The 14,739-nt window shown below is 44.5% G+C and carries 15 protein-coding genes; 3 read left to right on the top strand and 12 right to left on the bottom strand.

Going from position 1 to position 14,739, the window contains the following annotated elements:
* The 9 genes from PLL47_RS08210 to PLL47_RS08170 form a co-directional block, all read right to left on the bottom strand.
* On the bottom strand, positions 1-306 hold the full coding sequence (locus PLL47_RS08210) for a 30S ribosomal protein S24e (RefSeq protein WP_324445706.1): 306 nt from the start codon (positions 304-306) through the stop codon (positions 1-3).
* Entirely contained in the window at positions 287-874 is a 588-nt protein-coding gene (locus PLL47_RS08205; RefSeq protein ID WP_324445705.1) for a GTP-dependent dephospho-CoA kinase family protein, read from the bottom strand. The genes PLL47_RS08210 and PLL47_RS08205 overlap by 20 nt, the downstream gene beginning before the upstream one ends.
* 1 nt (position 875) lies before the next feature.
* A complete protein-coding gene (spt4, locus tag PLL47_RS08200; protein WP_229388444.1) occupies positions 876-1,061 on the bottom strand; it encodes a transcription elongation factor subunit Spt4 in 186 nt (61 codons plus the stop codon).
* A 26-nt stretch (positions 1,062-1,087) separates the two neighbouring features.
* Positions 1,088-1,675, bottom strand: a complete 588-nt coding sequence (locus tag PLL47_RS08195) for a DNA-directed RNA polymerase (RefSeq protein WP_324445704.1) — start codon at positions 1,673-1,675, stop codon at positions 1,088-1,090.
* 60 nt (positions 1,676-1,735) lie between these two features.
* Positions 1,736-2,101, bottom strand: a complete 366-nt coding sequence (locus tag PLL47_RS08190; RefSeq protein WP_324445703.1) for a type II toxin-antitoxin system VapC family toxin — start codon at positions 2,099-2,101, stop codon at positions 1,736-1,738.
* Positions 2,098-3,324, bottom strand: coding sequence for a translation initiation factor IF-2 subunit gamma (locus tag PLL47_RS08185; RefSeq protein ID WP_324445702.1), 1,227 nt, complete (start codon positions 3,322-3,324; stop codon positions 2,098-2,100). Before PLL47_RS08185 ends, PLL47_RS08190 begins: the two co-directional genes overlap by 4 nt.
* Positions 3,325-3,706: 382 nt before the next feature.
* On the bottom strand, positions 3,707-4,870 hold the full coding sequence (locus PLL47_RS08180) for a formate--phosphoribosylaminoimidazolecarboxamide ligase family protein (protein ID WP_324445701.1): 1,164 nt from the start codon (positions 4,868-4,870) through the stop codon (positions 3,707-3,709).
* 279 nt (positions 4,871-5,149) lie between these two features.
* The gene (locus PLL47_RS08175) at positions 5,150-5,881 is read right to left on the bottom strand and encodes a stage II sporulation protein M (protein WP_324445700.1); all 732 of its coding nucleotides are present in this window, start codon (positions 5,879-5,881) and stop codon (positions 5,150-5,152) included.
* 65 nt (positions 5,882-5,946) lie between these two features.
* Positions 5,947-6,816 carry a DUF63 family protein gene (locus PLL47_RS08170; protein ID WP_502883687.1) on the bottom strand — a complete coding sequence of 290 codons (870 nt, stop codon included), beginning with the start codon at positions 6,814-6,816 and terminating at the stop codon, positions 5,947-5,949.
* 716 nt (positions 6,817-7,532) lie between these two features.
* Here PLL47_RS08170 and PLL47_RS08165 point away from each other — a divergent pair.
* The 3 genes from PLL47_RS08165 to PLL47_RS08155 all read left to right on the top strand — a co-directional run bounded on the left by PLL47_RS08165 (position 7,533) and on the right by PLL47_RS08155 (position 10,025).
* Complete coding sequence (locus PLL47_RS08165; RefSeq protein WP_324445699.1) at positions 7,533-8,603, top strand: NAD(P)-dependent glycerol-1-phosphate dehydrogenase; 1,071 nt, start codon at positions 7,533-7,535, stop codon at positions 8,601-8,603.
* A 265-nt stretch (positions 8,604-8,868) separates the two neighbouring features.
* Positions 8,869-9,318, top strand: coding sequence for a UPF0179 family protein (locus tag PLL47_RS08160; RefSeq protein ID WP_324445698.1), 450 nt, complete (start codon positions 8,869-8,871; stop codon positions 9,316-9,318).
* 71 nt (positions 9,319-9,389) lie between these two features.
* Positions 9,390-10,025 (top strand): DUF2150 family protein, encoded by a 636-nt coding sequence (locus PLL47_RS08155; protein WP_324445697.1) that lies wholly within the window; start codon positions 9,390-9,392, stop codon positions 10,023-10,025.
* 22 nt (positions 10,026-10,047) lie between these two features.
* Here the strand turns inward: PLL47_RS08155 and PLL47_RS08150 are convergent, their stop codons facing one another.
* The 3 genes from PLL47_RS08150 to PLL47_RS08140 all read right to left on the bottom strand — a co-directional run bounded on the left by PLL47_RS08150 (position 10,048) and on the right by PLL47_RS08140 (position 14,567).
* A complete protein-coding gene (locus PLL47_RS08150; protein ID WP_324445696.1) occupies positions 10,048-11,220 on the bottom strand; it encodes a glycosyltransferase family 4 protein in 1,173 nt (390 codons plus the stop codon).
* Between the two features lie 462 nt (positions 11,221-11,682).
* Positions 11,683-12,675: a galactose-1-phosphate uridylyltransferase gene (locus PLL47_RS08145; protein ID WP_324445695.1), complete on the bottom strand. Its 993-nt coding sequence runs from the start codon at positions 12,673-12,675 to the stop codon at positions 11,683-11,685.
* Positions 12,676-12,752: 77 nt separating this feature from the next.
* On the bottom strand, positions 12,753-14,567 hold the full coding sequence (locus PLL47_RS08140) for a glycosyltransferase family 4 protein (RefSeq protein WP_324445694.1): 1,815 nt from the start codon (positions 14,565-14,567) through the stop codon (positions 12,753-12,755).
* Between the last annotated feature and the right edge of the window lie 172 nt (positions 14,568-14,739).

The raw sequence follows: 14,739 nt of genomic DNA, 5'->3' as shown, positions 1-14,739 counted from the left end.
TTAAGCCTCTTCTCCCTCAGTTTCCGATCCAGGGACGGCGTTCCTCTTCAGGACGTATGCCTGTTCTACCTGTTTCATGCGGTCTGCATCTTCGTAGAGCTTTGCATAGCCCTTGCTTTCCTGCATTCCGTATTCGGTCTTGATCCTCTGGATGACCAGCAGTTCAAGGGGGGCGTTTAACATTGCAGCAAGCTTGTTCTTTACATCATTTCTGGAAGGAGTCGAACCTTCATATTTCACAACGAAATCCAGTTCCCTTCTGTTTAAAAGTAAATTCTTTTTATCTTTAACGACTTTTATGTCCATCTAGGATTCTCCGTATCTTATCCAATTCATTATTTTGATTTTTGCTGATAAGCTTTTCAAAAAGAGCCCTTATTTCCTCTTTCTTTTTCTCTGTGACCTCTACAAAGACCACACCCTCGTCAGGCTGCCCGTAAAGTACAATAGACCCCAGAGGAGCCAGAAGGATTACCGGAAGGGTTGCCAGATCTTCTTCTCCCCTTACAAAAATGCGGAGAAGCTTTTCCGAAGCAAACGCTTCACAAAGGGTTCTAATAAGCTCATCGGTAATTATCCCTGCAGGGTTGTCAACCGAAACTTCTTCATAGACTTTGTCCCTGTTCCGGGCCGAAACATCGCTGGATACCGGTTTCCTTTTGGTTCGGTCATCCACAATACAGATGTCCGGAATAATCCCGGCTTCGAGCAGGTGGAAGGTAGTAACATCCCCCACGGATATAAGTTTTGTGGGGCTTGAGAGTCCCCCTATAAACTTCTCTACCGTATCCCTGCCCTTTCCCCTGTATAAAGTGCCAAGGGGCCTTTTCATAAGCGGGCGAAGTTCTCTCGGAAGCTCGATATGGACACTCAACTCAGCGCACCTTCAAGGCAAATCTATCCGGGATGTCAACCCCGAGTCTTTTTGCGATTTCCGAGCGTTCGGTGTCAAGAATAATAACAAGTCCACTCCATTCTTCTGCAAGATCCGAAGTTCCGCAAACTGGACAGGTTTGCCCTTCGAGGACCCTCAGGCAGTGTCGACAGACTTTTTCTGGCATTGAAATACCTCTTTTTGCCTTTTATTTTACTCAGCAGTCCCTTCACCCTGGGTTTCCTGTGGCTGCTTCTTTCTGCGGGCTTCTTCAAGCCACTGGAGTTTTCCAAGGGCTGTCTGGCGCATTGTAAGCCCTATCTTACTTTCTTTCGGCTCTCTTTCATTGATGCTGACCGCGACAATTCTGGCTCTTACATGGTCGCCTTCGCCGATTGACTTGCCTCCGTTTTTGGTAACAAGCCTTGCATTCTTTGCATCATAAGAAATAAAATCGTCCGTAATCTGGCTGACATGTAGCAGCCCGTCCATTGGCCCCATTCCTACGAAGACTCCGAAGCCTACAGCTTCAACGACTTCGCCTTCAATAATTTCCTGAAGCTCTGGATAAAACATTATTGCCTGGAATGTCACATCATAGTACACAGCCCCGTCTCCGACGAGAATGTGCCCTTCTCCGACCTCGTCGATATTGTAGACGGCAACGAGAGAGCCAAGCTTTTTGTCAACCTGCCCCTCAAGTTTTTCCCTTAATGCATTTTTTATGGTAGGCATTATTTCTTCCCCGAGAAGGGTAGGAGGGATGCGAACAGTATCAACGAGTTTCATCAATTTATACATCTGCTAATCACCCGTAAACTTAATCAATGGAACTGCTGCCCGGAATCTCCGGTGGGTTTTTCAAACAAAATCCAGTTTATTTCTCTGGCGCAGGGCTACGGTCTGGATCCCGATTTCAGCAAGCCTGCGCTTCAACCCTATGTCATTTGTCAGAACAGCCGCTTCCATCTCTTTTGCGAGCCTGAGTATCACATCATCTGCAGGCCCGATGCCTGCTACTAGCCGGCATCTTTCTATCATGGACCTGGCAACCTTTGCAGCTGTCCGGTTTGAACCTTTTTCCCGCTTTATGAGTTTTTCTATTTCAAATACAACAGCTTCAGGCACATAGAACTCATTGAAACCCAGCCTTTTCAGTTCTTCGAAGATATCCACTCCGAACTGGACAGGAATCATGAAGCCATTGGTATCAATTATAATTTTCAACTCTTTATTACCCCTACTCCAATGAGCCGCCAGCGGGAATCGATTCTCCTGCTGATAGCAACCCTGGATCCGACGGCTGCACTTATCGGGCGCTTTAGTGCCACCTGGGCTTCATTTTTCCTGGCACTTGTGACCACACCTACCGTTGTTGCGGTTCCTATGTTGAGCATAAGGGGTTCACTGGTCTTGATTTCGTTAATCTTTTCTTCCCTGGTGACTCCCACAACCCTATCAAGGAGATGAAGTTCCATGACAAACTGGTGCCTTGTTTCAGGAAGGGTCCCAGGAGCACCTGCTATCTGTCCTGTTAAAGAGTCTCCCTTTGTCAGGGTGGGGTCAAGATAAGTTCCAACGGCAAGAAGCCCTCCAGGAGTTGCTTCTTCTACCTTTGTTGCTCCTGCAAAGATCGATGAAACCTTTGTCAGGATAGGAACCCATCTGGTGCTGCCTTCTGTTGTAACCTTTATTCCCGGCCTTATTTCCAGTTCATCTCCGGGGTGAAGTACGCCTTCTGTGAGGGTCCCTCCGATAACTCCCCCGCGGATCTCGTCAATTGAAGCTCCGGGCCTGTTAATGTCAAAGGACCGGGCAATCAGCATGCTTGCGGGCTTGTCCACTTTGTGCACGGGAGTTGGGATCTGTTTTTCCAGGGCATCGATAAGGATATCAATGTTAATATTCTGCTGGGCAGAAATCGGGATTACAGGCGCGTTTTCTGCAACTGTCCCTTTGACAAATTCTTTTATCTGGTGGTAGTTCTCGATAATCTTTTCCTTTGATACAAGGTCGATTTTATTCTGAACTATTACAATGTTTTTAATTCCGATGATGTCCAGTGCCATCAGGTGTTCCTTTGTCTGAGGTTGCGGGCAGTCTTCGTTTGCGGCAATTACAAGCACTGCCCCGTCCATAATTGCAGCACCTGAAAGCATGGTTGCCATCAGGGTTTCGTGCCCCGGAGCATCTACAAAGGAAACTGTCCTGTGCTCTTCCGTTTTTTCTCCACAGTTGGGGCAGGTTTTAGCTACAGTATAACACTGAGGTTCAGGGCATTTCGGGCATTTCATGAAAGGGGAATCGGCATATCCCAATCTTATTGAAATTCCTCTTTTCACTTCTTCACTATGCGTATCCGTCCACACGCCGGACAAAGCTTTGACAAGTGTGGTTTTTCCATGGTCGACATGGCCTACCATGCCGATATTAACACAGGGCTGACTCAAGTTGTAGTTTCCTCCAGTAGAGTAAAGATAATCTGATATAAGGCAGGTATTTATCCAAAATCTGTGCCCTTAAGGAATTATTGATTTTTTTTTCCATGAGGTATGCAGATTTCAATTCTAAACCTGGTTTGATTCTCAATTTTACTGTGTGATCCTTGGTTTGTTGTAATCGTAACTCAAAGCGGGGTTTTACTTGCACAGGCTTCAAATGAGCCTGCCCCCCTTCCCAGGGCAGTTCTGTATTTTTGACCTGGAAAGCCAGGCAAGATCTGTTACCAGATTTTTATTTAAGGCTTGAATCTGGCAGATTCTGGGGTTCCTCTTAAAGTTTAAGGTATTCTGTACAATTCATATCTACTAATGCCGGAAAGCCTTAATAAATTTATGTGACGATCATATCAAGTTTCTCGAGCTCCAGAGCGCGTCTGATCTCGAAGGCAAGCCTTCTGCCCGTACTCATAGGTCTTCTCCAGAGTGAGTTGCCGTAGGAATGCCCGACTGACATGTGCACATTTGTCCCGCCGCCTACTCTCGGGGCTACATCATAAATATAGAAGTTAAGGTCCTTGTCCACGCAGGTCTGGAGGCAGAAAGGCCCTATGATTCCAGGTGCATAATGCTCCTGAGTTGCTTTCACATATTTTTCTCCCATTTCGAATACTTTTTCAAGAAGAGATTCGCGAAGTGTTGCCGAGTTATGCCCGCAGACCGTATATTCCGGGGTGAGCTGGTGGGGGGCAAGAGCCATCTGCTGAGGGGCAGGGAGCCTTACATGTCCGTCAAGGCTGGTCTCAAAGCGCCAGTCAACACCAAGAAGCTCAAGCCTGCTCATTTTCGGCTCGATTGGAGAATAGAACATATCAAGGTTGAATACGGGTCCTATAATGTAGCGCTCGATTCTGGCATTCTCAAGAGCTTCGCGCGTAATCACTCCCTGTTTAATAAGGGCTTCGGATTTTTCCTGGTACTCCTTATAGCTTGAAGCCGTAAAAAAGCCCCTTTCGAGTTTCTTTACTGCATGGGGGAGCTTTACCATAACAAGTTCGTTAATGTCTCTGGGAGACTCTATTTTCTCAGGGAAAGGGAGCCCTGCTTTTTCGAGAATCCAGTAGTAGCTCTGCTGCTCGCTCCGCTCTTCACTCCTGAGGAGATTTCTGCTCCCTACCATGGGGACTCTGAAATTCTCTTCGATCTCATCTATGCTGCAGTAGGAAGTAAAAGAGCGGTTGGGGATAAAAAGCACTTTCTCGTCAACCAGTTTTTGCTGGTTCTGCGGCAGGAGGATTTCGTTATACTTCTTAAATACAACTGCCTCGTCGACAATTCCTCTCTTTATTCTTCCGTAAGGGTCTCTCTGAGCTCTGAAGTACTCTGTATAAGTCTTCTCCCTTCCTGCCTGGCAGACTGCAAGGGTCCTGAAGTCTTCTTCAACTGCTCCATCGCAGATATCGAGCCCCGAGTGCGAGGCAATTGTCCCCACTTTTATCTTATCAGCGTGCGCGTAATAGCCTTCAACGATTTCCTTTATTTCTTTCCTGTCAATCATATATGATGTCTCTCAGCTTTTTCGAGGTATAAATATGTCCGTGAGATGGTGATCAGGTATGGCCCTGTATGATTTTATGGTATCAAGATAATATCTTCTGGAATGCAGGTCTTTATGGCAACCTGCCTGATTTTGTTAAATAAAAGTTCTGATCGGATTTTTCCCCATTAACGGCTTTACCTATTAAAACCCTTTCTAATAGAAGTAATCATTTATATAATAGAGGGTAAGCTGGAGAGCTGGTTTGCCCCCTCGCGGCAGTTCTGTTTTATCTGAATTTTAGAGGAAACTCAGGATCAAAGGTGTAATAAAGGTCTCAACTACAGCTGCCAGAAAGAGAAGGGGCAAAATCCAGCGGAAATAAAAACTCAGTCCTTCTTTAAATTCTTTTTTTATTTCTGTGGGTCTGCCTGTAAGGGCAGCGAAAACCTGGTGTCCAAGCCTGAGCCCTATAGCAGCTGACAGAAAGACCATGGGCAGCTCTATTATCCCGTGAGGAAGAAGAGCAAGGAAAATAAAGAGCAGGCCTTTTTCCTGCGCTGTTATATAAGCGATAACTCCTACGACGTACCCGTTGAAGGCGATAAACATTATTGGAAGAATGCCAAATACAAGCCCCAGTACAAGAAAGAGCAGGCTTACAAAGGCATTGTTAAGAAAGATTCCAAACATAATGAATATCGGGGGCATGGAAAGGAGGGGAGCAAACCGGGTACTGAAACCTTCCATGAATTTATCAGCCATATCAGGAAAACTTGCAGATGAAGCATAGCCTGCAAATAAAGCCCCGAAGAATACAAAGGTGATGAAAAGGATGTATGGCAGGATAAAACGAAGGTAGCCTGTGAATTCGGATAATCTTGAGACATATCTCCCTGATTCTATTTCTCTGCTATCAGCTAAAAAGGCGTTTTCCTCTGGAGCATATATCTTTTCCTCCCTCTCTCCATCAGGAGTTTCTGTACTTGCTCCTGTGTTTTTTTCCCGTAAATGTTCTTCTTCTCTTTCCATTCTTATCCCCAATAAACCCGGTTCTTGAATATCGGCATCAACGGCGGTATCTATTTACTGATCTTTCATATTCCCAGAGTCATTCGGATTGTATTCCGGGTTGCCGGAGAAAGCCCCAGGACTATAATAACCATTTTAATCAGCATTTTCAGGTTTGTTGACTCATCATCTTTCTCAAACTGGGTGTCAAGTGCATAAAGAACCCCTACAAAGATAACTAACTTCAATGGATACATAACCAGTGCAGTATCCGTTAGTTTTATAAGATACGAAGGAAGCACGTGTTTTTCAAAATACCCAAGTTTATCTATTCCTATATATGTTGAAGAAGCATCCAGCATGTGGGCAAGCAGGATCGATAGGTTCAGAGGATCAGTGAAAATTGTGGATTTTAATTGACGGGCAACCAGGTAAAAGATAAATGTCAGTCCTGTCCCTGCTCCAAGCACAAAAACCGGAACGTAAGGAAACACAACGTCCTCAAAATACATCAGGGTTCCAAGGTTCAATATAAACCATACCAGCCCGAAGCCTGCAAATACCGGATGATAATTCTTTACAAGCCCTGCCTTCTGCAGCCTGATTGAAATCCACAGGCAGACCACGGTTATTCCGAAAACCAGGAAATAAATGTTCGGGGTTATAAGCAAATAGCTGTAAGGGGGATGAAATATATCAGCAGGAGAGTCTTCAAGTACGCGCAGGGAAGAGCCCGCAAGTATGAATGGAATGACTGAGAGTATGAACTCTGGATTTATCTTTACTTCCAGCTTCTTAAGGAGCTTGAAAACCCCAAAAATACAGATGCCCAGTACCACTGCCCAGGTAAATGTGTTTACAATGTTATACCCTTCATCGCCCCTTATGGGGTCCAGGTAGTAGGTATTGATAAATTGTGAAATTTTTTCCGTTAAAAAACTCATCTTATCACTCATTTAAAATGGCAATAATCTAATACAATTAATAATTACTGTACATGGAGTACTTACTGTATATAGGATACTTACTATACGCAGGATACTTACTGTATATAGCTGAATCTGTGTACTGTTTCGTAATTTGAATCTAATTTTTTAACTATATGTTCTGGTATCAACCTTGAGCGGTGTTCGGTTTAATCACAGATATTTCTTTGCCTTATCGAACTACTTCAAGAAAAGCAAACATATTATGTGGGATTCTTTTTTGTGGATATTATATTATCCTATTTTTATAATTAATCTTCTGCAATTGTACTTCTTAGAAGGTAAGATTTAATAGACTTATCCATAGAGAAAGAATTGGTTTAAGTAAATTACCCTGAGAAACATAATTAAACAGGAATAGGTGAGGGATTGAATGATAGGTAACATTTTGTTCCAAACTTCTCCGGCGATTAAGTTAATGAATCAGGTTCTCCTATTAAACTACGTATACTATATTTCATAAGTTGTCGGTGTTTCTGAGGGTATTATCATATGTATTGCAGTGCCAGCAAAGATATCTGCTGGTGTTAAATACCTTATACATATAGATATTTGCATAACAGTCTGGATATTATTTCAGTAAGCAAGCTCACTCTCTGGCTGGACGGTTTATGCCAGTTTATGAAATTGAGTAATGAACTCCAGAATACAGTATATCTCTATCACTATCAATAATTCATGCGGGTATGAAGTTGACTCTTAATAAGAACAGCGCAAAATGGATGCAGCTTCCACGGGACGTGCTGGTAGGGCATGGTGTACTTGAGGAAATCGGCGATGTTTGCAGGGATCTTAAACTGAAAGGCAATGCGCTGATAGTTACCGGGAAAACTACCCGGGACGTTGCAGGTAAAAGAGTGAGCAAACTCCTGGAAAATGCAGGGATCAGTGCAGAAATGGTAATTACATGCGGGGCAACTATGGAGGAAGTCGAGAAAGTAATGGAAAAAGCTCTCGAGGCAGAGGCGACTTTTCTTCTGGGGGTAGGGAGCGGCAGGTCTATTGACCTTGCAAAACTTGCTTCCACAAGGCTTGAAATTCCCTTTTTCAGTGTGCCGACTGCAGCTTCTCATGACGGCATTGCATCTTCTCGCGCCTCGATTATTGACAATGGAATAAACGCTTCCGTACAGGCTCAGGCCCCTATTGCCGTAGTTGCAGACACTGAAATTATCTCGGCGGCTCCATTCCGGTTTCTTGCCGCAGGCTGTGGAGACATTATTTCCAATTATACGGCAGTTCTGGACTGGGAACTAGCAAGCCGGCTCCGAAATGAGTACTTTGGGGAATACGCTGCTGCTCTCTCCCGTATGGCAGCCAGGGTGATAATAGAGAACGCAGATTCGATAAAGCCGGATCATGAGACTTCTGCCAGGCTTGTGGTAAAAGCCCTTGTCTCAAATGGGGTAGCAATGAGTATTGCAGGCTCTTCAAGGCCGGCTTCGGGATCGGAACATATGTTCAGCCATGCCCTCGACAGGATAGCACCTAAGCCTGCGTTGCACGGAGAACAGTGCGGGGTTGGCACGATCATGATGATGTACCTTCATGGAGGAAACTGGCAGGAGATAAGGGACGCCTTAAAAAAGATTGGGGCTCCCACAACTGCCAGAGAGCTTGGCATAGAAGATAAGTATATAATCGAAGCCCTGTTACAGGCACACAGTATCCGGCCTGACCGCTATACAATTCTCGGAAACGGCCTGAACCCGTCGGCAGCTGAAAAAGTTGCAAGAATCACAAAGGTCATAAGTTGAAAAGTTGTTTTATCTCAGGCTGAAATAGGAAATAAGAACTCTCTGAAACCTCCAGCTGCATGAATGATCGGAGTCTTTTAACCAGAATTCGGATTCAACAATTAGCGGCTCATTTGAGTTTATATGAATTTAATCTGTTCAGAATTGATCAAATTTAAACGCTTTATTTCAGGTCCAGATTCAATACTAAAGTAAAAAGGAAATAACTTCAGGTCTCCTGAAAACTCAGGAAATATCTGAAAAAAATTTAAATGGAAGAACTATTATGACAGAAACCGATACCAAAATAACACTCATCGGATCACGGCTGGCAAGGGAAGGGCTGGAATTCATATTCAAAGGTGAAATGCCTGAATGCAAGAAATGCCGTTTGAAGAACACCTGCCTTAACCTTGAGCCCGGACGCAGGTATAGAGTCGTGAGAATCAAAAGTAAGGATATACATGAATGTTTCCTGCATGACAGCGGGGTTCTTGCCGTAGATGTCAGCAGGGCTCCTATCACGGCAAGTGTGGAGTCCAGAAAAGCAGTTGAAGGGGCAAAAATTATGTATGAGCCCGCCAAATGTGGTAAGAGGGAGTGCGGCGAGTATGAGACCTGCCACCCGGAAGGGCTTTTAAAAGGGGACAAATGCAAAATTGTAGAGGTCCTCGAGAGCCTTGATTCAAAATGCGAAGCCGGCAATTCCTTGAAAAAGGTAAAACTTTCGTGGTGAACATAAACAAACACCTTTTAGTAATAGTAAGACTGATTATTAATAAAAAATGTTTATAAGCGGTGTTAAAAGTGCCTGAACATGAAATGAACCAGGTCCCCCCCTATGAATTTTATACCCAAAAGCGCTGGGAAAACTGGCTCGGACGGGCAAAGGAAAGCGGTTTTCAGATAAAAGAGTCCGAAGAAGAAGCCGGCAAGGAAAGTGCTGTATTCGTCAATATGGTAGATGATGTAATTCTTGCCTGTCTGAAAGTAACCGCTCGCTTTGAAAAAGAAATGCTCTCCAAAGAAATGGCTTTACAGGTTCTTGAGGAAATCAGGGATATCGTGCTTTCCGAGGTCGAACCCATTTCTGAAGATATCGACCTTATGATAGATTCGGTACAGACCTCTTTAATGGGGGCGCTTGTCGCCTTCGAATGCTATGTTATGGGTGACTACGAGGAAGGAGCAAATATCAATGAGCTGATAAAAGCAGCAGTCGACGCTGAAGCCTCGAATAACCTTGAACTTGCTCTTGATTACACTGCACAGTGCGGTGCTATCGTGCTTAAAGGGCAGACCCTGCCAGAAGAGGTAATGGCTGAGCTTCCATACGGAATTGTTGCAGAATGGCTTGACGGCATTGACTCAATCTCGGCAGCAATGGTAGGAAGCGACAGTTATAAAGAATTCGATGAAGATGATGAGGAAGACATCGTATAATATCTTCCTCTTACACTTTTCTTCAGCCAATCAGGTTTTTTTCCATAACCTTTTTATATACTTCAATAGTCTTTCTGGCTATTGTCTCCCAGTTATACCTCTTTTTCAGGAGGTCGTATCCCTTTTCTCCCATCTTGTTGCGGCCGAGCCCTTCAAGCACGTAATTGAGACCCCAGGCAATAGAAGAGGGTTCTTTATGAGCAATGACTCCTGTCCTGAAGTTCTCAACAAGGGCAACTGCGTCACTTGCAACTACGGGTTTTTTTGCATCCCATGCCTCAAGCACGACTATCCCGAAGGGCTCATTTCTGCTCGGGACACAAACAAGGTCACAGGCATTGAACCAGTCTATAACAGTATTGTCCGGGGCATAGCCAAGGAAATTGCAGGAATTTCCGATTCCAAGCCTGTAAGCCTGGTTTTCGCATTGAGCCCGCATTTCTCCTTCTCCTATGAGCACAAACTGGGCATCCCTTTTCTTCAGGACTTTTGATGCAGCTTCAACCAGCAGGTCAGGTCCCTTCTGGTAAGACATCCTTCCGGTGAAGAGCACTACAGGACGATAAGGATGTATCCCATAGTTCTCTTTTATTTTTCCGGGATCAACTTCCCTTTTTATTTTTCCCACGTTTATTCCATTGGGGATCTCCCAGAGCTTATAATCAGGGATTTTATAGATATGCTGGATTTCCTCTTTCAAAATATTGGAGGTTACGATTACGTCTGAAGCTTCATAGCCTCCAAGCCATTCTCTGTGTGATATTTCCTTAGCTTCCCACCAGTCTCCGTGCCGGTTTCCGTTTCGCCCCCATTCTGTACTGTGGAAGGTCAGGACAAAAGGCAGCCCGAACTGGGCTTTTATTCTGCAGAGAACGTTTACAGGATGCCAGTCGTGCCCGTGGAGGATATCAAATTCTCCTGCTTTTTCGCGGACATCCAGGAACCGGCAGTACATGCTGTCGCACATCCTGTTCATCTGTTCCACTATTCCTCCGGTCCGGTCGCATGCAATCCTGTGGTAGTAAACACCGTTGATCACTTCATCGCTGTTATCATTACCCCGGGTAAAAAGATGAACCTCATGCCCCTCAGCTGCAAGAGCTTCCGAGAGTTCGGATACATGAGGCGAAATCCCTCCAACTCGTATTGAATGCAAACTTTCCCAGCTAAACATTCCTATTCGGATCTTATTCATAGGCTCACTTGTTCCTTTTTCTAAGTGAAGGATATAACTATTTTCAAAAAGTTACAGGCTTCCCCCTGCCTGCTCTGTTCAACCCTTTCAGCTTACCGAAAAATATCTATTATTTCAATACTGGTAAACTCAGGTTGTGCATTTCCTGATTTATATATTCAGTACGTATTCCCCTTTAAAACCCTTCACGTACTCTTTTCGTAACAGGACCCTACCTGAATATACACATGCCTGTTACAGGATAAATTATAATATTAAGGACACAATCTCTATACTTCCCTATCTTAATTCCTTATTAATTATACATAAACATATCTCCGGTTTTTTCTAAATGTTTAAGACTGGAACCTTTCACTCGTGCATATTTCCTTCTCTTGGCATGAAAGTGCTTCCAAATACTTTCATTCTTTGGGCATGTTATTCGAAGAATAACATGTGCGTTTTTAGTTCTCTTCAGATTACTTATTTGTCACCTTTCAGGTATGAGGCTGCCTTTTCCGGAGAAACCGAATTAATATAAATTCCTGTGTTAAATTCAAATCCAGCAGCCGTAGAAAGCCGGGGAAGCAGTCTGAGGTTCAGGTGGTATTCGGGAGTTTCAAAAAGCTGGTAGAACATATGGTTATAGGGCAGGTTTTCATGCACTTTTTTGTAAGTTCTGAGCACAGCTCTTAAAATCTCCCCCAGGGCAAAAAGGAGTTCAGGACTTAAATCTCCAAGAAAACTCAAATGCTTTTTCGGAAGGATCCATACCTCAAAAGGAACAGTTGAATAATAAGGTGCAAAGGCTATGAAACCGCTGTTTTCAATGATGAGGCGCGGCGAGTTTTTTTCTTTTTCAATGAGGACGCAGTAAGGGCATTTATGAGAATCCCTGATTGCTGCCAGTTCCCTTTCCATAACCTGGGGGCAAACCGGCAGGGCTATTAACTGGCTGTGAGGATGGTTCTGGGAAGCGCCTGCGGCTTTTCCTGAGTTTTTAAACAGGGAGACATATGAAATTTTCTCATTTTCTGCGTAATGGCATACTCTGTCCCTGTATACCTTCATAAGCCCTGAGATTTCGGTATCGGAAAAGTCCTCCAGTTTTTTTCCATGGGCCGGGGATTCAACTATCACTTCATGAAAGCCAAATCCCGGAATAACTTCAGGATCTTTTTCACAGGACTCCTGGAAAGGTGATGCAGGAGTAAGTGCGGGATAGAGGTTTGGAAAACAGCGGAAATCCCAGCTTCGTATTCTATTTTTCCCGGTATCTGCAAAGATCTCTCCATTCTTATATACTGCAGTTGCAGGCGGTGTTTTTTCTTCGTTTCTTCCACAGAAGACGCAGTGCTCAGAATTATTTTTTTGGGAATCTTCGGCTGCCCCTGCAAAATCCGAAGGCCTTTTAGCCCTCTCTTCGGCAATTATGCAGTACTCGCGGAGAAAATAATGCTTTCTGATTTCTGACATCTTCTGAATACCCCGGACCCTTTTTTCTAAATCTTATTCTTTCAGCCTGCCTCTTTAACCTTTTCCTTTTCGCTTCATCATTTTTCAGAACCCCTGTCTTCCTGTTTACAGAAGCGTGCCCCGCTTATCAGTTCATAATAGTGTTCTACTGGCTTTTTCCAGTCCATATCCTTTGCAAGGAGGAAGGCTTCCCTGCAGAGCAGTTTATATTTCACCCTGTCCTCTACGAAATTTCGGATAAAGTAACTGACTGCCAGGGCATAGTCAAGGACTGTCTCGTAATAGGAAAGGTCTATATTGTCTACTACTATCACCCCGCCCAGACCCTCTATCAGGGATTCGATAGTTTTTACGGCATCACTGAAGCCACAGACCCGGCTTACCACGCTTGGGGTCCCCTCTCTGCCGGCTTCAAGTCCTGTGAGCAGGAACGGGTCGTACCTGGACGGGAATATACCGGCACAGCAGCCCGCCATAAAGTCCCTTGCTCCCATTCTCAGCCCGCCGTCCTCTGTTGAGATTATCTGAGGATAGAGGACTGCTGCAACCGAATGCTTTCCTCTTACCATTTTCGGGAAATCCAGCCCTCTATCTTCTATCATCTGCTGAAGCCGGAGTTCGTTTCCCACAAGTACATCTTTTGGCAGATTTACCGGAAACCCTTCTGGAAGGTTAACTTTCGGGCCTTCTGCTGCTACAAGGAAGCAGATTACCTTGATTTTCTCTTCCATATGCCCTTCCATGATACTGTTCCTTATTATATGTTCAAGGGCTACAAGGGAATCGAGAAGGTCGGGGTACCCTTTATTTTCAACCTCTATGCGGGAGATTGTGAAAATAGGAATAATTTTTTCGGGCTCAATTTTTTCCCCTCCATAATACCTGTACAGGTTTTCGGAAAGGAAACTTCGGATTCGTGTAAGGCAGAGTTCTTTTCTATTCCAGTCTATGTTTTCGGACTCAATGGTTATCCCGTTTCGGATGACAATCCCGTTAATTCCGTAAAAAAGCCTTGCTTCCTGGCGGGTTGATTCTCCTACTGCAGTAACCGTATCTGCATACAGGGCAAGGGCTTCGAGGGAGGCAAGGTTTTCAGGGACTCCAGGAGGCCATGTGCTGTCATTGTTTCTTCTTTTTTGGATGGAGCCGTATCCTGCGGCTCTGCCAGGAAGAGTTGCGTGCAGGGTTGCAACGGTATTTATCGGGATCCCCAGTTTTTTAAGCCTTGCAGGAGCATAAAATGTCCCGAATTCGTGGCAGTGCAGTGAAATTCCCGGGCAGGGCAGAATATCCTTACCCGCGCTTTCTTCTGCCCAGGTATCGGCAGTTCTGGGCGCCGAACTTATAAGCAGCCGGATAAGCTCGGAGATCGAATATGAGAGAGAAAGGTAGTGAGTATACTCCGCACCGTTTGGAAAGCTCTCGTATTTCAGGGAATCAAGCCTCAGAAGTTCATATGCTTCGGCTTTGACCCGGTTTTCGAGGGTCATCTCTTTTCCCATGTATGATGAGCGGATCTTTCCAAAATCCGAGGTCTGAAACTGCAGGTAACCTATTCTGGTTTTCCCTACCATTTCTTCCCCTGTGAAGACTTTAACACCTTCATTTTCAAGGGCTTTCAGACTTTTTTCCAGATCCTCGTCCGCGCTGAAAGGGGCAAGCCCGTCCATATCCGTAATTCTGTTCAGGCCCCGGTTCCAGTCTGCGCCCATGTGCCCGAAATATGGGCCTGCAATAAGGATTTCTGTGTTTTCTTTTGCTTTGAGTTTTCCAGAGTCAAAAAGAGATGCAAGAGTATGTGCCTCTTCATGAATAACGTTCCAGATCCCGCCCATTTTATTTGATGCGGGTCCTGCCTCTTCCCCGGCAATCATAATGTAATGGTTCCCCAAATCCTGAATCCCCCTCAGGTATTTTGCCATTATATTTCGTATTAATTTTTAATTTGGCTGTTAATATTATTAGCACCTATAAATTGATAAAGGCAACTGCGGTGCGATGAATCTTTAGAAAAAACGCACATGAAATTCTTTGAATAACATGCCCAAAGAATGAAAGTCCTTC

This window comes from Methanosarcina sp., from assembly GCF_035390745.1.
GTDB lineage: Archaea > Halobacteriota > Methanosarcinia > Methanosarcinales > Methanosarcinaceae > Methanosarcina.
The sequence above is the reverse complement of the archived record's forward strand: the minus strand, read 5'-3'. Positions and strand labels throughout refer to the sequence as shown.

Coding starts and splice junctions, on each gene's coding strand:
- PLL47_RS08210 (WP_324445706.1), bottom strand. CDS start 306: ATGGACATAAAAGTCGTTAAAGATAAAAAGAATTTACTTTTAAACAGA.
- spt4 (WP_229388444.1), bottom strand. CDS start 1,061: ATGCCAGAAAAAGTCTGTCGACACTGCCTGAGGGTCCTCGAAGGGCAA.
- PLL47_RS08195 (WP_324445704.1), bottom strand. CDS start 1,675: ATGTATAAATTGATGAAACTCGTTGATACTGTTCGCATCCCTCCTACC.
- PLL47_RS08180 (WP_324445701.1), bottom strand. CDS start 4,870: ATGATTGACAGGAAAGAAATAAAGGAAATCGTTGAAGGCTATTACGCG.
- PLL47_RS08175 (WP_324445700.1), bottom strand. CDS start 5,881: ATGGAAAGAGAAGAAGAACATTTACGGGAAAAAAACACAGGAGCAAGT.
- PLL47_RS08170 (WP_502883687.1), bottom strand. CDS start 6,816: ATGAGTGATAAGATGAGTTTTTTAACGGAAAAAATTTCACAATTTATC.
- PLL47_RS08165 (WP_324445699.1), top strand. CDS start 7,533: ATGAAGTTGACTCTTAATAAGAACAGCGCAAAATGGATGCAGCTTCCA.
- PLL47_RS08160 (WP_324445698.1), top strand. CDS start 8,869: ATGACAGAAACCGATACCAAAATAACACTCATCGGATCACGGCTGGCA.
- PLL47_RS08150 (WP_324445696.1), bottom strand. CDS start 11,220: ATGAATAAGATCCGAATAGGAATGTTTAGCTGGGAAAGTTTGCATTCA.
- PLL47_RS08145 (WP_324445695.1), bottom strand. CDS start 12,675: ATGTCAGAAATCAGAAAGCATTATTTTCTCCGCGAGTACTGCATAATT.